Below are 18053 nucleotides of genomic sequence, written 5' to 3' on the forward strand. Positions count from 1 at the left end.
TTTCAAACTCTTCTAGTCTACTAGCCTCATAAGCTCAGCCATGATGATATTCGCTGCTGCCCACTTTCGATATTCGGCGGAAGCAAACGCATCGGAAACAGGCTGAAACTCCTCGGCGATTCCCCCATAAAGTCTCTGCCAGAGCTCCTTGTCAGGAACAGAGCCCACAAGCAACTGTTCACACGCCTTCAACCGCTGCGGGCTGTTATCTCCGCCCCCTGCCAGGTAAATCCCGACCAATCGTTTTCGCCTCACACTGAAACCGCCTTAGCGATATCCTGTTTTCTATAAAGCTGGATCAATTGCGCCACAATGCTGACGGCGATTTCTTCCGGCCCTTCCGCTCCAAATACGATTAAACGCGGCTTTGGCTGAAAGCAATGAATATAGAAAGAAGCATCTAACTCTGGAACAAAGGTGATGCCGCTTTTTCGTCTAAAATCCTTCACTTCATTCGGCACCTTCCCCTGCCATTCCCCGAATGGCCGCTTTCCATCTACAAAAAACAAATAATCTGAAACAGTGAAGTTGTCCGTAAACTTTTTTACCATCATGACCGGTTTTCCGGCTTCGAGGTATGACTTGAGTGTATACAAATGGCGACGCATCCGAACATCGACCGGTTCCAACAATACATGAATAACGCCATTACATCCTGCCCCCTGTCCCCATGACAAATCATCATAGCTTCTCATATCAAATGCGATTGTTTCTGTTTTCCCTTCATCCCGCATCTTTGGAGGGTCTTCTCTTTACCTTCTTGGTTAGATTATGTTACATAACATAACATGCAGTCCATAGATGCGTCAGAAGCCCTAACATTAAAAATTAAAAGATAGATTGGGGAACTAGTGAAAACAAATACTTAGTCGACTTAAAACAAACAAAAGCGATTGGAACAAAACCAATCGCTTTTTATCCTGTTTATATTCCTCTGTTCTGACATCCTGAATAGAATGAAAAGGTTCTCGTGTAAGCCTTCGACCAGGGCACGTAAGGGAAACGGGCGAAGGCTTATTCATAATTCATATATTCACTGGTTTTTCCAGTTGTCCTTTAGGTTCATCCTGTACAGATACCTTATCAAAGCTTCCGAATTTTTCTTGTATAAATAAGATAGCGGTAGCGGCTACAATGCTTGGAACGGCAAATGTGATAAAGACTTTTTGTGGATCAAAACTTGTTGCTAAAAACAAACCTATTAATGTAGGAGCCATAATCGACCCGATCCTGCCCATTCCTATCGCATAGCCAACCCCTGTTGCTCTTATTTCTTTCGGATAATATTCGGAAATGTAAGGGTTCGCGATATTTTGCGCTCCAACTGTACAAGCTCCTCCTAAAGCAATGAGTATGTATAGAACAAATGGATTAGAAGTCAAACCTAATGCGACAAAACACAAGGCTCCTAAGATGTACAAAGACGCCAGGACTTTCTTATGGCCAATTTTATCAGCAAAATAGCCGCCAATCAGAGCGCCTCCCACTTGCCCTACACATAAAACGAGATTAAACGACAGGCTTGAAGTAAGACCAAATCCAGCTTGTTGCATAATTTTCGGCAGCCACGTATTAAGACCGTAAACCATAAGAAAACAGCTGAAAACTGAGAGCCAAAACGCAAATGTACTAGCTGCACGTTTGTTTTCAAATAATTTCTTAATCGGGGAGCCTTTTGCGCTTTCTTTAGCACTGGCAAATTGATAATCATCTGTTTCCTTATAATTTCCAAAAGGATTGATTTGATTGAGAATGTCGGCTAATTTTTTAGCTTGATTTCGAACGATATAAAATGAAAGGGACTCAGGAAATTGTTTTATAAAAAACGGCAATGTCAACAGCGGAATAACTCCGATCCAATACAAAACTCTCCAACCAAATAAAGGGATAATATACATGCCGATTAAAGAAGCTAAAATGCCGCCTACCGAATACCCGCAATACATGGTAGCAACAATGATTGCCCTATTTTTTTTCGGTGAATACTCTGTCATTAATGAGATAACATTAGGCATTAAACCTCCCATTCCCAAAGCGGCGATGAAGCGCATGACTGTAAAAAAAGTAGCATTTGGAGCAAAACCTGCAAGTAAAGTAAAGACACTAAACAAAAACATACAAACAGCTAAAACTTTTTTCCTGCCAATTTTATCTGCAAGAGGCGCTAACACCAAAGCCCCTACCATCATTCCTACTAAAGAATAACTTCCGATCGCTCCTGCCTGAACGGCCGATAAATTCCAGTCCTCCATCATCCAAGGTAAGCCTACTCCATACATGGCAATATCATATCCATCGAAAGCGATCGCAAAAAAACACCAGAGATATACCATTAAATGAAAACGATTAAATTTGCTGGCAGCCACTACTTCCGAGGCATTAATTGTACGCAATATGATTCCCCCCATTTAAATGTCACAAGTATTTACCTACACTCTTCATTCAATCTGTATCTTTTCTGCCTATCATTCAATATTTGTAAGCGTATTCATTTTACTATCTTGAAAATCCAGGGTGGTTCTAATAACCCCTCTTTCTCTCAACCCGGTATTGATGAAACTTCCTTTTACGTAAGAAGGAATCGACCACCGCATTTTCACCTCCCATATTTGCGGTCCTTCTCTCTTCTGGTTCGAAAACCCTTTCAATTCTACTTTAAATTAATCATACGGTCACAGTGTTCCTTATGCAATATCAGCATTCTTCTATGTGGAATAATATATTAAAAATTATGAAAACTTTAAAAATATTTTGTGCTTGGTTTTAAACGGCGGGTTCCTTTTAAGGGGAATCAAAACGGGTGATTTCCACTTTTGATTCGCCCTCGCTTCACAAAAACATACTCATATTCATAGTCGTGATCACAGTCTGATCCGGATAAATGGTTCGTGAAGCAATTTTCCATTCACCATTTTCTTTTCGGATAATATCGTTCCGTTCTCCAAACATTTGTTCAATATCATGGGTTGAGCCTCTGCTGCGCTGAAATAGGAAATAACTTCTTACTTTGTATTCATCAGGGTTAGAAGTTCCGTCAATCATAATGTTCGTAATGAAGTGCCGTTGTCGGGTAGCGGGGTTTTCGACCCATGCAGATTTAGTATAAAGTCTATTCACCCTTGTTGTGAGGGACTTTTTCGTTTCTTCGAAATAAGCCATCTCTTCGACAATATTCTTGGCCTCTATCCCCCCCTCAACAGTCTCGCGTAAAGGCATTCTGTATATGAGGTCATCCGTTAGCAGTTCCAGCCATTCCTTAAACTTCCGGTTATCCAATAAATAAGCTTCCTGGTAAAGAAGCTTACTTATTTGGTATTGTAATTCAGGTGTTATTTGATATTGCAATTCAGTGCTCATTACACTTCCTCCTTTACAAGAAGGTCTTTGGAAATTAATTCTAACCAGTATTCATGCATACTCCTTGATAAGGCATCAATGTAGGTTGTTGGGTAAGCAGCCCCAGGTCCCGGGAAAGACTGATCGGGCTCGACTCGATTGAATCCCATTAAGTAATTAGAAACACTGTTATAGCTCAACTCTTTATCTCGGGCCATCAAACCCTTACTAACCTCAACTATACGCGCCCACGTTTCCGTGTCATCTTGTTCCAATGTTCCGGAAGGCCCAAAAGACCCAAGATAGCCTTTGTATGCTGCCTCTTTGTACTCTTCAGGGGCCGCCTTATCAATCATAAACCAGCACCAAACTTCCACTTTATCGGGTCCTAAAGGTCTCCAAAGTCTAAAATTCAAATAGTTATGTAAATGTCCCTCCGTTCCATGAATAGGACTTACAAAGGAAAGATTAGGATAAGCCCCTCCCACAAAAACAGTCGTTTTCGATAAGATTTCAAGTTGCTCTGGACTTAGATTTCTTTCAAACATCGGCCACATCGATTCAGGCGTTCCTTGAAATGGATTTTTAGATCGGCCTGTAGCTGACGTGATCACATTAATTCCGTGTCCATTTCCTAAAACGACTTGATGTCCATATCCAGCATAAAGCGGGTCTTCTGGACTGATTCCCATTTCTACGGTGGATCGATGGGTCGTTTGTACATGATAAGGATCTGCGGCGAAATTTTCGGCTGTCGCTTTCCAATTTGCTTTCGCTACCCAACGCTGGGGAACACCTCTCACTTCCATTCCCCCATCGCCTCTGCCTAATAAAATATCAAAATACCATTTCATGTCCCCCAAATAATCTTCCAAAGGCATGGCATCCGGATCTAAGTTTCCAAAAATCATCCCTTGATAGATTCCAATCTGCGGAATTGGTCGAAGACCCCACTCAGCTTTACACATCTCCTCACCATACACCTTATTCCCTGCAACGATTCCGATCAGATCCCCATCAAGGTTATAGCTCCATCCATGATAAGGGCATGTAAACGCTTTCTTATTTCCGCGATCTGCGGTACATAATTGTGTACCACGGTGAGTACAGGAATTGAGGTAAGCCTTGAACTCCCCTTCCTTGTTTTTAACAAGCAATACCGGATCGTTCACCATCCAGCGTGTCACATAGCTTCCCGGCTCCTTTAATTCAGACTCGTGCGCTAGAAATTGCCAGGTGCGTCCGAATATCTTTTCCACTTCTAATTCATAGATATCAGGATCCGTTATCACCCATTGAGGGAGTAGTCCTTCCTCCATTTTTTCCTTTAGCATTTGAAATGTCTCTTCATTTAAGCTATTTTTTCTCATGAATTCTTCCTAACCTCCTTATACTTTAAAACATTCATCTTCATTTTCACCATATTTGTTGCCCTTGCAGCTTCACTATGAACATAAATCCATTCATGAATCGACTTGTGGTGTAAAACGGATAAATGATTGTCATCGACTCTTCACCTATAAGACCTTCCCCCAGCCTCCTATCTGACCAAAAACAACTTCAAAGATAACAGAGAAAAAGAACGTGCCATCAGCGGCCAGATTTACTGCCGGGACTATTTGGTAACGCTTCCATTTATGTGTAAACCATCTCTTCCCGAAATCGAGAAATTCACCCATAAGCATATATATCGGTGATAAAACGTTTTGCTGATATCCCCCCTTGTGAGGTCAATTCTATTCTTGTTGTTCTACATAAACTCCTATTATGTAACCCCTCTTTGATTCATCTAGTGAATTAATAAATCACTAAATGATTTATTAATTCAAATATAGATTAATTTTTTAAAATTGTCAAAATATTTTTAGTATAATAAAAAAGTCACTCCTATTTGATTGGAGTGACTAGATATGGATCATTAAATAATGTGTCCCATACGCTGGGATACCTTCATTGCCGCTTCTTTAATCTGTTTTATTAACCGCTCTCTTGACTCTCCTTCCATTTTAAAGCTTGGCCCTGAAATGCCGAGTACCGCAATCACGTTATCTTTTCCGCCATATATCGGGACAGCAATGGCTGTAAAACCAATAAACGTTTCATCTACATCAACAAAAATACCTTCTTTCCGTATTTCTCGAAGTCGGTGTAAAAACTGCTCCTTATCAACTACCGTGTTAGGTGTATGGGGTTCAAGCGGATAGCGATTCAATAACTCCTCTATAAAATCTGCTTGCATATAGGCCAACAACAGGATTCCAAGTGCGCCATTATGTAAAATGCGCCTTCGCCCGATAAAATTACGAGGTTGAAAGCCTTCATCACTATCATACCTTAAGAGATACTGAACTGTGTCACCTTGACGAACAGCTAAAATAACAGAATGACCTGTTAACTCATGTAACTCGTGCAAGTAAGGGTCCGCTTCCCTGCGAATATCCAAGTTTTCCAACACGATTCCGCCATACTCCAAAGATTTATATCCGAGACGGTATCTGTTTTCTTTCTGGTCATATTGAATAAGACCATTCCGCTCCATTGTCCAAAGAAGGCGATAGACGGTTGCTTTAGCTAATTTTGTTTTTTCGATAATTTCTTCAATAGATAAATCCGGCCGCTCAAAACTAAAACAATTCAATATTTGAATGGCACGTTCCACTGCTCTGATCGGTTCTATATTTAATTCCCTCATCTTTAACCCTCAATTCATTCATATCTTATCAAGTAAAATAGTCGATAGCCTTTAAAAATAGAACTCCAACTTAATTTTTTAACCCCTGTCACCGGTCCTTCTTCTATTTGCGCCTTTCTGTTTTTTCATCTTGAACGAGCTTGCAATGGTTCTCGTATAAGCGGCTGACAAGAACCCGTAACGTCGATTGGCAGCCGCTTATGCGTAAATCATTTGCGTGGATGTTTTTTATCCACGTCAAATGATTTATGTGAAGTCATATACTTTTAAAATTATTTTATAGTACTCGCCAAAAATAATTCAACCTATTTTGAAAATAACAACTTTTCAGGAACCGGTTTGGATTAAAGACATTTTACATGACCGCTCAGATTTTGCGTGCATATGACGAAAAAGGACACACTCACCAAATGGTGAAGTGTGTCCGGCGTGTACTTGGATTCATGCTCATGCTCTCTATTAATCTATCCATAAATGTATTCGTTTACAAAATAGAAACATAGTAAACCTCGGCAACTCTGACAACCACTTATCATGACTAGCAGAAAAAAGGGACTTCAGCTATTCATATGACTTCTGTTTTTATTTTGCCTCTACGGTTTGAGATGGATTGCTACTATTAAGCTTTGAATATTGAGGATCAAAAGTCATGATCACATTACCGCTTCCTGAGGATTGTCCATAGCCGTAGTTCTGGATCTTGTAATGGTCTCCTTCTAATACACCTAGAAGCATGGCCAGGTGGCGGCCGCCTGATTCAACCCCAGCGGTTTTCGCATACTGCGAAAGCATGTTCCAAGCGGACTGGAGGTCGTTATTGCTCACATATTCTATAAATTGACGATCGAGAGCCTGTTCAGCCAAAGTCGGCATCGCTTCCGGTCCCCTTACGAGATTATGAGCAAGTGCACCGCTGCTGCCAAAAATCACTCGCTTATTGCTTTCCCTTAATACCTTCCCTACCTGCTTGCCCCAAAAATAAGTTTCTTCCAAATTGGCTGCCCAAGTTACTGAAAGATCAATGATCGGTATATCTCCATTAGGAACAAGATAGCGAAGAGGCACAACCGTACCGTAGTCCCACACGTATGTCGGGTCGTTAACCTTCACAATCGGAAGACCTGCCGCTTTTCCGGCTTCAACCAGCTCGGTGGCCAATTGTTCATCTCCAGGATAGTGGTAAGGAACGTCCGAAATCAGTTCCGGACACTCGAAAGCTGTTAAAACTCCTTTATGTTCAGGTGTCGCATCCACAAAATGATGAAAACTGGACATCCAATGACAAGAAATAAGAACAATCGCATCTGGTTGGATGCTCTCAATTACTTTCGCCGTTTTATGCATACCTTCTACCAGCTCTTTTTGAAATTCCGGAGCTTGATCCTCAAAACACATTCTTGGCGTGTGCGGTACAAGCATTCCCAGTTCAAGGGTCATTTCCACTTCTCTCCCTTCCACTTACGATTATCGATTTGGTATGTCTGATACAGGCGTGCCTCCGATTCCCCAATGCGTTTTTGGAACCTCTGACACAATGACGCGAACTCTTTCTTTCGGAACATCCAGTGTGACGGATACAGTCTCCGTCACATTCTGAATTACTTCCTTGACCTTCTCTTCAGGTCTTCCCTGCATGATCTGAATATTTACAATCGGCATAATAACCTCCATTAATTAAGCATTTTTTACTCTGTCACCTTAAAGGAGACTTCTCCTAAACCGTCGAGTTTAGCCGAAACCGTATCCCCGGCGGACAACATGACCGCACCTGTTACGCCTCCGGTTAAAATAACATCTCCTGCTCTTAATTTTTCTCCCTTTCTTGCCAGCATATTGGCTAACATCGCCACTGAATTGGCCGGGTGGCCGACTACGGCAGCTCCTGCTCCTAAATCTTTGATCTCCCCATTAATAGAAAGTGTGACCCCGACCAAATCCAGCTCTAATTGAGCAGGATTTGTTAAGCGGTTGCCGATCACCACCCTTGATGAGGAGGCATTATCGGCGATAACATCAGGCAACGTAAATTTAAAGTTTTCATAGCGACTATCAATGATTTCAAGTGCAGGCACCACATATTCCGTAGCCGCAAGCACTTGAGCTCCTGTAATACCAGGTCCCTCGATATCCTTTCCTAAAACGAAGGCGATCTCCGCTTCCACTTTAGGATGGATTAACTCTTGAATCGATATGGATCCGCCTTCGGGTATGACCATATAATCGAATATATACCCATAGATGGGTTCTTCAACGTTCATTTGCTTCATTTTAGCTTGACTCGTTAAACCCATTTTTGGACCGATGATTCGATGCCCTTGTTTCAGCTTAATCCCGACTAGTTCTTCTTGAACTTTATAGGCGTCTTCAACCGTCATTTCCGGGTAATCGGCTGTAATTCGAATCACTTCACGTTTTTCTATTTCAGCTCGATGTAAAAATTCAGCTGTCGATTTATAATTAACCGCGTTCATCTATTTTTCCTCCCCTTACCTGGCAGCTGGTTCAAGTTTTTTCTTGGCAATTTCCGCTGCTACGTCCACAATCATATCTTCCTGACCGCCGACTACTTTACGCTTGCCAAGTTCAATTAAGATATCGCGAGAATCGATTCCCAATTTCTTGGCCGCCCGCTGAGCATGAAGCTGGAAGCTCGAATAGACGCCGGCATACCCTAACACAAGGCTGTCCCTTGTAATCTCTTGCGGCACTGGAAGAATAGGTGCCACAATGTCCTCTGCCAAATCCATCATCTTGTAAAGATCTACTCCTGTTTCAATTCCCAGTCGCTCCAGCACGGCAACGAGCACTTCGGTTTGAGTATTTCCTGCTCCGGCTCCTAAACAACGGACACTTCCATCAATCCGATTCGCTCCTTCTTCAATGGCAGCTAATGTATTGGCCATGGCCAATGATAGATTGTTATGGCCGTGGAAGCCGATCTCCACTCCTATATGCTGCTTTAGGGCACGAATTCTTTCTCTTACTTGATGAGGTAAAAGGGCACCCGCGGAGTCTACCACATAGACGATGTCTGCTCCGTAGCTTTCCATTAATTTTGCTTGTTCCACCAATTTCTCAACAGGTGCCATATGGGACATCATGAGAAATCCGACCGTTTCCATTCCCAATTCCTTCGCTAAGCCAATATGCTGGGCTGAAACATCCGCCTCTGTCACATGTGTGGCAATTCGGGCCATTTTGGCTCCAAGGTTGGCGGCCTGTTTTAAATCTTTCATCGTCCCGATTCCCGGAAGAAGCAAGACGGCGATTTTGGATTGTTCACAAACCGATACGGCCGCTTCAATCAATTCGAATTCATTTGTACGGGATAATCCATACTGCAAAGAAGAACCAGCTAGACCATCTCCATGCGATACCTCGATATATGGTACACGGGCTTCATCCAACGCTTTGGCCACTTTTACGACTTCATCCACTGTATATTGATGGGCCACAGCGTGACTGCCGTCACGCAAGGCCACTTCAGTAATCAAAATGCTACGTTCTTTTGTCATCAATGGTCCCTCCTCTACACCGTTTGTGCAGCTAACTTATGTTTGGCAAACTCTTCCGCAACCTTTACAGCAGCGGCCGTCATAATATCAAGGTTTCCTGAATATTTCGGTAAATAATCGCCCGCTCCTTCCACTTCAAGGAAGACTGTGACCTTATTTCCGTCAATCATCGGTTCTGTCCGCAAACGGTAACCCGGCACATACGATTGGACCGTCTCCACCATGTCCTGAATGGATTGGATGACGGCTTCCTCATCCATGCTTCCTTCTTCTACCAATGCATAGACCGTATCTCTCATTAAAATAGGCGGCTCTGCCGGATTTAAAATGATGATGGCTTTCCCCTTTTTCGCTCCGCCGATCACTTCGATTCCGCGTGAGGTCGTCTGGGTAAATTCATCAATGTTTGCACGTGTTCCCGGTCCTGCACTCTTACTGGAAATCGTCGCGACGATTTCAGCGTAGTCTACCGGGCTTACCCGGTTAATCGCATGCACAATCGGAATCGTTGCCTGCCCGCCGCACGTAATGAGGTTGACATTTCCTTCTTCTATGTGTTCACCCAAATTTACCGGGGGTACAACTAAAGCCCCGACTGCGGCCGGTGTTAAATCAAGCACCGTTTTCCCCGCTTCCTTTAATAGCTTTGCATGGCGAATATGGGCTTTGGCAGATGTCGCGTCAAACACAATATCAGCCAATTCCGCTCTTTCTAAAAAGCCTTTAATTCCTGTATCAATGACCTCATATCCTTTTTCTTTTGCACGACGCAAACCGTCTGATTCAGGATCAATCCCAATCATCGTGGTTAATTGCAAGATAGTAGAACGCTCCAACTTCATCATTAAATCCGTGCCGATATTACCTGATCCAAGAATGGCCACTTTTACTTTGGACATGGATTTTCACTCCTCTCCTATCATCCTATTTATTTAGCGTTTATCAACAAATCGAACGTTCACTTCGCCTAAATGGGCAAAGCGCGCTTGGAAATGATCCCCCGGTTCGCCGTTAATAGCAGCGGAAAGAGCACCTGAAAGAATCACTTCTCCTGCCTTGAGCGTAATGCCGTATTCGAACAGTTTATTGGCTAACCAGGCTACACAAGTAGCGGGGTGTCCTAAAGCGGCTGCGCCGACTCCCGTATTCATGATCTCGCCATTTTTGTAAAGGACCATCCCGACTTGAGCAAGATCCAGTTGATCAACGGAAAGAGGTTTGCCACCTAAGACATAAAGTCCGGAAGAAGCATTATCGGCAATCGTATCCTGTAATTTGATGTTCCAGTCTGCTATCCGGCTGTCTACAATCTCTAAAGCCGGAAGTACATAATCTGTGGCTTGCAAGACATCCATTTCCGTCACGCGCGGTCCTGCTAAATCTTTCTTTAATACAAAAGCGATCTCTGCTTCTACTTTTGGCTGGAGAACTTTATCTGCTGATATTTCTCCCCCATTTTCAATGACCATCCCATCCAACAGATGGCCATAATCAGGTTGGTTTACCCCCAATAAATTTTGCATCGCAGCAGAGGTCAGTCCTATTTTCTTGCCTACCACCCGCTGTCCGGCTTCTATTTTCTTTTGAATGGTCAGCAGTTGGACTTGATACGCTTCCTCGATGGTTATATCCGGATTCAACTCGGTGAGGGGGGATACCCCTCGACCGTGAATTTCTGCCTGAGCCAGATGCTCAGAAAATTTTTCTGTTTCCTTAATATCCGTTAAATTCAACGTTACTCCCTCCTATAACTTGATACAAATATTTGATAATTCACTGTAGAATTCGAAACTATGCATACCGCCTTCACGGCCGATTCCGCTCTGCTTCATGCCGCCGAACGGTGTGCGCAAGTCGCGTAAAAACCAAGTGTTTACCCAAATGATTCCCGCTTCGATTTGCCCTGCGACACGATGAGCACGTCGTAAATCATTCGTCCAAATGGAAGCGCTTAATCCATAATGTGTATCGTTTGCCTGCGCAATGACTTCTTCTTCTTCGTCAAAAGGAATAACTGTCACTACAGGTCCGAAAATCTCTTCACGAACAACACGGCAGTTGCGATTTAGTCCTGTAATAATGGTTGGCTCAAGATAATATCCTTTCTCTAACCCTTCCGGACGTTTACCGCCAATTAAAATTTGCCCGCCTTCCTCTAGGGCCAATTGAATATAGCTTGTGACACGTTCGTAATGTTCTTCTCCGATAAGTGCCCCTACCTTGGTTTTTGGATCAAAAGGATCCCCGACAACGAGTTCTTTTGCCTTCGCCGCAAACTTTTGTAAAAACTCTTCATATACAGGACGTTCAACATAGATGCGCGAACCGCAAAGACATACTTCACCTTGGTTGATAAAACTGGATTTTAGAGTCGTTTCAATGACCTCATCTAAATCGGAATCGGCAAAAATGATATTTGGATTTTTACCGCCTAATTCATATGAAAGTTTCTTTAATGACTGTGCGGCTGCCTTCATAATTACTTTTCCGGTTGTCGTTTCTCCAGTAAAGGAAATCGCGTCTACATCAGGATGTTCTGTTAATGCCGAACCAGCAGAATCAGGGCCGAATCCGTGAACAATATTCACTACTCCATCCGGCACACCAGCATCGCGGCATATTTCACCAAGTAAAGTAGCCGTCATTGGCGTCAATTCAGCCGGTTTGATTACAGCTGTATTTCCAGCTGCCAGGCATGGCGCTAATTTCCAGGTTAATAATAGAAGAGGAAGGTTCCAAGGATTAATCAATCCTACAACACCTACAGGGCGGCGAACCGAATAATTGATGGCCACATCATCCGTTTGATACGCCTCTGTTCCTAAACTTCTTAAGTAGTCTGCAAAGAAATGAAAGTTATACGCTGCCCTTGGGATATCGATTGTACTTGAAAGCCAGTAAGGCTTCCCGGTATCTAACGATTCTAATCTTGCCAGTTCATCTTTTCTTTCTAAAATGATATCCCCGATACGTCTGATAACAGAAATTCGATCGTGTGAAGTCATCTTTTTCCACGGTCCGTTTAAAGCTCTTCTTGCTGCTGCCACTGCAAGATCAATTTCTTCCTTTCCTCCCTCTGATACTTTACCTAAAACTTCCTGTGTTGCCGGGTTAATGTTGTCAAATGTTTTTCCGCTTTTTGAAGTAAGATATTGACCATTAATAAAATGTTTACAATCAAACGCTTTTACACTTTTCTCCAATGTTGTTTGACCACTCATTTGCAAATCCTCCTTAAAATGTCAAAAGTTATAATTGACTGAATTTTAATTCTTTTCTTGTTATTTATGGTAAATGACATTCGTTGTTTATACAACATCATAGTTCTTCTATGTGGAACAATATGAATTTTTTTAAAAAAATTAATTTTTAAAGTATTTTGTTTATTTTGGTTTCCATGCTACAATGAGAAATATATTTTATAGAAGAACAGCGTTCTGTTATAAGCAACTTTAAAAAGGAGGTACTTGCTTTTATGGGAACGAGTACAAATCAAGATTATTTGCTCTCCTCCGTAAAAAATGCTCTTCGTCTGTTGCGCAGTTTTTCCATGGATGAACCAGAAAAAAAAGTAACAGACCTGGCCGCTTCATTAGGACTGGGAAAAAGCACGGTCAGTCGCTTATTGGCCACTCTTGCAAGTGAAGGGTTCGTTATCAAAGATCCTGAGACACAAAAATACCGTTTAGGGCTCTCCATCCTTAATCTGAATACGATTGTGACGTCAACACTTGAAATTAATCGCGAATCACAACCTGTGCTGCAACAATTAGTTAATGAAATTGGCGAAACAACACATATTGCTGTTTTAGAAGAGATGGATGTCGTTTACTTAAATCGGGTTGAATGCAAACATCCCGTACAGATTTTGTCTCATGTTGGACGGCGGAATCCCCTTCACTGTACAAGTTCAGGAAAAACCATCTTAGCTTATCAAGAAGAAGAAATGATCGAACGTTTCATTGAAAAAGGACTGCATAAGTACACCTCCAACACGATAGTGGATCCTGTTGATTTTCGTTCTACTCTAAAGACTGTACAGGAACAGGGATATGCCATTAGTACTGAGGAGCTTCGTGAAGGTGTCGCCTCAATTGCAGCCCCGATACGCGATTATACCGGAAAAGTCATTTATGCAGTTAGTGTGGTCGGCCCGGTTCACCGAATGGATCCCTATGAACCTTCTATTATTAATAAAGTTAAACGGGCTGCCAATGAAATTTCTGAGAGATTAGGCTACTGGAAACATTAAAAAATAAAAAAATAAAGGAGCGTGATTAGTGTGTTTGATATGCACACTCACTTCATTCCATCAGATGTATTGCTTTGGCTTAAGGATAACCAGCATTTAGTTCATGCCAAATGGGAAAAGAAAGCACCGCATCAAGCCGAATTTCTCACTGTAAACAATAAGTGGGGGTTTGAACTGAAGGAATCATTTACCCATTCCGAATTATATTTGCATGAACAAGAGAAAGCCGGCGTTTCTCACTCCCTTGTCTCACCTATCCCTCAACTATTTATGTATGATTTTCATGAGGACCTTACAAGTGAGCTCTCAGCTGTTTATAATCGTTCATTGGCAAATTGGATTCATGACAATAGCAAACGATTATCAGCATTAGCCACTATTCCATTGAACAATCCTGTTTTTGCAGCAAATGAATTAAGACAAGCAATGAACCTTGGCTTAAAAGGAGCGATTATTGGACCCGGACTATCAAATGTTATGTTAACAGACGAATTTTTCACTCCTTTTTGGGAGGAAGCTAATGCTCAAAAAGCAATTGTTTTTATTCATCCGCTGCTTTGTGAAGATTCCCGATTAAAGAAAAGAATGATGCCTAATCTTATTGGGGTTCCATGGGAAACGACCGTCTGTGCAACAGATTTATTGTTAAGTGGTTTACTAGATAAATATCCGGATGTGAAAATCTTATTGGCCCATGGCGGCGGATTCCTTCCTTATCAAATCGGCCGAATGAACAAGGGGTATGAGAAATGGACTGGTGTTTCCGCTTCCTTACAGGCTCCTCCAGAGGACTATTTGCGTCGCTTCTGGTTCGATTCCGTCCTCTGGAATGATTCAAGCTTGAAGTATCTAATCGAAGTAGTCGGAGAAGACAAAGTTGTACCGGGATCCGATTTCCCTTTTGACCTTTGCTCTTGGCCTCCCGTCGCATATAATGAACGGGGCGTTCACTCCCTTCTGGGCATCAATGCAACCAGCCAACTATAAGCATTATTAATAAGAAAAGCGCTGGAGCTGGACAATTTCAACGAGCAATCTATACTTTTCTATACAGAAATAAAGGAGTTACAAATTCGGTCATTACCGGTTGTAGCTCCTCTTTTGTTGGATATTTGCAAAAAACCATAGTTAAACAGAGTTTAAAACATGGGAGATAGCATTAGCAGATTGTGTGACAAGTTCAATATGCTTTGGAAAAGCACGACCGTTCATACGTTGTGTAGGACCGGCAATCGTGACAGCTGCAATCACTTCGCCTTTGGGATTTCGAACGGGTGCCGAGATGGAGGCGACTCCTACATGCAATTCCTCAACACTCACAGAATAACCCAGCTTCTTAATTTGATTCAAACAGGCGAGTAATGCGGTTGGATCGGTAATCGTTTTTGATGTATAGCGTTCCAGCTTTTTTTGCAAAAACTCCTCTATGAAGTTTGGTGATTGGTAGGCGAGTAATACCTTCCCGGTACTCGTGCAATGAATGGGATTTCGCTTCCCTAGATAGGAAAGTAAACGAACAGGGTGGAAACATTCAATTTTATTAAGATAAATCATTTCAAATCCTCTTAGCACACCGATGTGAGCGGTTTCATTAGATTGATCGACAAGGGCTTTTAATACGGATTGGGAAACCATATGAAGCTTGGATTGTCTTGTTACAATATTTCCAAGAGCCAGGATGGGTGTTCCCAAACGGTATAATTTGGTATGTATATCTTTCGTAATAAACCCTTCGCTCATCAAGGTTGTGACTAAACGATGAACGGTGCTGTTGGCAATCCCCAGCTTATCCGCTATTTCACTAATCCCAAGCTCAGGCTCGTCCAAAGAAAATAAATCTAGTACACGTAATGCATTTTCTAAAGTCGTAAAACGCTTTTCACTCTTTTTATCCTTGATCATATAAAGCTCCCCTTATATTCATGGGTTATTTTTCAGCTTAACAGGCTCGATAAACCCCAGCTGCCTGGAAAGCTTCTGTCCAGCGGTATGGAGAATTTGAATGTAATTCGGAAACTTATGAGCGGGCATTCTTTGTTTAGGGCCGACAACACTAATAGCAGCAATGACCTCTTCCGTGTAGTCCCTTACCGGAACGGCGATGCTAACGACCCCTTCATGCAGTTCATCAATAGCGATCGAGTAGCCTTTACGTTTAATATCCATCAAATTTTCATGAAGTTTTTCCGGATCGGTGATGGTGTTTGGACCATGAGGCAATAATTCGGATTGCAAAAAAGAATCGATTAATTCTTTGCTCTGATAAGCAAGAATCACCTTTCCGGCACTTGAACAGTAAGCCGGATTTCTTTTCCCAATGTCAGAAAGGAGCCTAACAGGCTGTTTGCATTCTACTTTATGCAGATAAACTACATCATTTCCTTCTAATACGTTAATATGGACCGTTTCCCCTAGTTGTGCGACCAAGTCTTGAAGGAAAGGCAGAGACTCCCTGTGAATCTCCATATGATTCATAATCACTCCCGTGAGTCCCAATAAAGACAGCCCCAGACGGTACCTATTATTCTTTTTATTTTTCTCTAGATACCCCTGTTTTACTAAAGTCGAAATTAAACGGTGAGCAGAACTTTTACTCAATCCAATTCTAGAAGCAATTTGAGTTACCCCCAGTTCAGGTTCATCCATTGAAAACAAGTGAAGGATTTGCATGGCATTTTTGACAGATTGAAGAAGATAATCTCGATTTTGCCTCATATGGCCACTCCCTACAAAAAATTTCTTTTTGTTCCGCATATAAGAATTTTTGTCTTCTATTCGGCACAATCATATTATAGCATAATTAACAGAAATATTAAAACGCTTCCATTTTTAAAATTATTCAAAATTTTCATGAATATATACAAGGATAATCAGTACTATGTTCACTCCCCAGTAGAGATTGAAATAAAATCGGGATTTATGGAAGCGTTTTCTTGCGTTTTTCAATCAAGCTCGATCAAAAAAGGAGGAAATAAACATGAGAACACAAGTTGGAATTATTGGAGCTGGTCCAGCAGGGCTGATGCTCTCACACCTTCTGCATCTTCAAGGGATTGAGTCAATTATTATCGAGTGCCGCAGCCGTGAAGACATTGAGGGAACAATCCGCGCGGGGCTGCTCGAACAAGGTACGGTAGATTTAATGAAAGCGACAGGTGTTGCCGATCGAATGATGCGGGAGGGACATTTCCACGAAGGAATCGAACTGCGGTATAATGGCAAGGGTCACCGAATCAATCTGTATGAGCTTACCGGCGGGAAGAAAGTTACGGTATACGCGCAGCACGAGGTCATCAAAGATTTGATCGCTGCTCGTCTTAATGCCGGTGGGGAAATGATCTTCAATGTTGGCGATGTAAGCCTCCATGATCTTGATACTTCGGCGCCCAAAATCCGCTTTCGTAAAGACAAGGACGGAGAGCTTCAGGAAATTACCTGTGACTATATTGCAGGCTGTGATGGCTTTCATGGCCCAAGCAGGCCTTCCATCCCAAGCTCTATTCGTAAGGAATATCAAAAGATTTATCCTTTCGGTTGGCTTGGTATCCTTACCGAAGCACCGCCTTCAGCGCCAGAACTGATTTATGCATACCACGAGCGTGGTTTCGCCTTGCTCAGCACGCGTTCACCGGAAATCCAACGTCTCTACATCCAAGTTGATCCTAACGATCATATTTCCAACTGGTCCGATGACCGAATCTGGGAAGAGCTTCATGCAAGGCTTGCAACCCGCGATGGGTGGAAGCTGATTGATGGTCCAATCATCCAAAAGAACATTGTCGCGATGCGCAGCTTTGTGTGTGACCCAATGCAATACGGCAGACTTTTCCTTGCGGGGGATGCCGCTCACATCGTTCCTCCTACCGGCGCAAAAGGACTCAACCTGGCGATGGCGGATGTTCAAGTATTGGCACGTGCCCTTGATGCCTTCTACACATCCGGAGATGCAGAACCGCTTATGCGATATTCGGAGACCTGTTTACGCCGCGTTTGGAAGGCAGAGCGATTCTCCTGGTACATGACGTCCATGCTGCACCGTCACCATGATTACACTCCGTTTGAGCATCAAATCCAGCTGGCTGAGCTGGATTATGTGACTTCCTCAAGAGCAGGATCGACCAGCCTTGCGGAGAATTATGTAGGTTTACCGATGGAATGGAAAGAAAAGGAAACGGTTGCAACATTAAGATAGAAATGATTACATCCAACATTCAGAAACAAAAGGAGCAGACCAACAGTCCAGTTAGACTATTGAGTC

18 protein-coding genes are annotated in these 18053 nt (G+C 42.5%); 3 read left to right on the forward strand and 15 right to left on the reverse strand.

Annotated elements, in window-relative coordinates:
- Positions 1–12: 12 nt before the first annotated feature.
- From ACFOU2_RS17130 to ACFOU2_RS17190, 13 genes are all read right to left on the reverse strand, one after another.
- The gene (locus ACFOU2_RS17130) at positions 13–255 is read right to left on the reverse strand and encodes a hypothetical protein (protein ID WP_377917224.1); all 243 of its coding nucleotides are present in this window, start codon (positions 253–255) and stop codon (positions 13–15) included.
- Positions 252–734: a hypothetical protein gene (locus ACFOU2_RS17135; RefSeq protein WP_377917226.1), complete on the reverse strand. Its 483-nt coding sequence runs from the start codon at positions 732–734 to the stop codon at positions 252–254. Before ACFOU2_RS17135 ends, ACFOU2_RS17130 begins: the two co-directional genes overlap by 4 nt.
- A gap of 291 nt (positions 735–1025) precedes the next feature.
- A complete protein-coding gene (locus ACFOU2_RS17140) occupies positions 1026–2408 on the reverse strand; it encodes an MFS transporter (RefSeq protein ID WP_377917228.1) in 1383 nt (460 codons plus the stop codon).
- 421 nt (positions 2409–2829) lie between these two features.
- Positions 2830–3357 carry a 3-phenylpropionate/cinnamic acid dioxygenase subunit beta gene (locus tag ACFOU2_RS17145; RefSeq protein WP_377917230.1) on the reverse strand — a complete coding sequence of 176 codons (528 nt, stop codon included), beginning with the start codon at positions 3355–3357 and terminating at the stop codon, positions 2830–2832.
- Positions 3357–4706 (reverse strand): aromatic ring-hydroxylating oxygenase subunit alpha, encoded by a 1350-nt coding sequence (locus ACFOU2_RS17150; protein WP_377917232.1) that lies wholly within the window; start codon positions 4704–4706, stop codon positions 3357–3359. The genes ACFOU2_RS17145 and ACFOU2_RS17150 overlap by 1 nt, the downstream gene beginning before the upstream one ends.
- Positions 4707–5254: 548 nt before the next feature.
- On the reverse strand, positions 5255–6028 hold the full coding sequence (locus tag ACFOU2_RS17155; RefSeq protein WP_377917233.1) for an IclR family transcriptional regulator: 774 nt from the start codon (positions 6026–6028) through the stop codon (positions 5255–5257).
- A gap of 582 nt (positions 6029–6610) precedes the next feature.
- Entirely contained in the window at positions 6611–7465 is an 855-nt protein-coding gene (locus ACFOU2_RS17160) for a DODA-type extradiol aromatic ring-opening family dioxygenase (RefSeq protein ID WP_377917234.1), read from the reverse strand.
- Between the two features lie 27 nt (positions 7466–7492).
- Positions 7493–7687 carry a 4-oxalocrotonate tautomerase gene (locus ACFOU2_RS17165; protein WP_377917236.1) on the reverse strand — a complete coding sequence of 65 codons (195 nt, stop codon included), beginning with the start codon at positions 7685–7687 and terminating at the stop codon, positions 7493–7495.
- A gap of 26 nt (positions 7688–7713) precedes the next feature.
- Positions 7714–8499, reverse strand: a complete 786-nt coding sequence (locus ACFOU2_RS17170; RefSeq protein ID WP_377917238.1) for a 2-keto-4-pentenoate hydratase — start codon at positions 8497–8499, stop codon at positions 7714–7716.
- A gap of 15 nt (positions 8500–8514) precedes the next feature.
- Positions 8515–9543 (reverse strand): 4-hydroxy-2-oxovalerate aldolase, encoded by a 1029-nt coding sequence (gene dmpG, locus ACFOU2_RS17175; protein WP_377917240.1) that lies wholly within the window; start codon positions 9541–9543, stop codon positions 8515–8517.
- Between the two features lie 14 nt (positions 9544–9557).
- Positions 9558–10442, reverse strand: coding sequence for an acetaldehyde dehydrogenase (acetylating) (locus ACFOU2_RS17180; RefSeq protein ID WP_377917242.1), 885 nt, complete (start codon positions 10440–10442; stop codon positions 9558–9560).
- Between the two features lie 33 nt (positions 10443–10475).
- Positions 10476–11261: a 2-keto-4-pentenoate hydratase gene (locus ACFOU2_RS17185; protein WP_377917493.1), complete on the reverse strand. Its 786-nt coding sequence runs from the start codon at positions 11259–11261 to the stop codon at positions 10476–10478.
- A 27-nt stretch (positions 11262–11288) separates the two neighbouring features.
- Entirely contained in the window at positions 11289–12764 is a 1476-nt protein-coding gene (locus tag ACFOU2_RS17190; protein WP_377917244.1) for an aldehyde dehydrogenase, read from the reverse strand.
- Positions 12765–13018: 254 nt separating this feature from the next.
- On the opposite strand from ACFOU2_RS17190, the gene ACFOU2_RS17195 reads away from it, so the two are divergent.
- Entirely contained in the window at positions 13019–13795 is a 777-nt protein-coding gene (locus ACFOU2_RS17195; RefSeq protein WP_377917246.1) for an IclR family transcriptional regulator, read from the forward strand.
- Positions 13796–13825: 30 nt separating this feature from the next.
- Positions 13826–14782: an amidohydrolase family protein gene (locus ACFOU2_RS17200; protein ID WP_377917248.1), complete on the forward strand. Its 957-nt coding sequence runs from the start codon at positions 13826–13828 to the stop codon at positions 14780–14782.
- 141 nt (positions 14783–14923) lie between these two features.
- On the opposite strand, the gene ACFOU2_RS17205 is transcribed toward ACFOU2_RS17200, so the two are convergent.
- Positions 14924–15697 carry an IclR family transcriptional regulator gene (locus tag ACFOU2_RS17205; RefSeq protein ID WP_377917250.1) on the reverse strand — a complete coding sequence of 258 codons (774 nt, stop codon included), beginning with the start codon at positions 15695–15697 and terminating at the stop codon, positions 14924–14926.
- 18 nt (positions 15698–15715) lie between these two features.
- Positions 15716–16510, reverse strand: coding sequence for an IclR family transcriptional regulator (locus ACFOU2_RS17210; protein WP_377917252.1), 795 nt, complete (start codon positions 16508–16510; stop codon positions 15716–15718).
- A 262-nt stretch (positions 16511–16772) separates the two neighbouring features.
- Here ACFOU2_RS17210 and pobA point away from each other — a divergent pair, with 262 nt between their 5' ends.
- Positions 16773–17987, forward strand: a complete 1215-nt coding sequence (gene pobA / locus ACFOU2_RS17215; protein ID WP_377917254.1) for a 4-hydroxybenzoate 3-monooxygenase — start codon at positions 16773–16775, stop codon at positions 17985–17987.
- Positions 17988–18053 lie beyond the last annotated feature (66 nt).

Source organism: Bacillus songklensis, from assembly GCF_042649685.1.
GTDB lineage: Bacteria > Bacillota > Bacilli > Bacillales > Bacillaceae_H > Bacillus_BA > Bacillus_BA songklensis.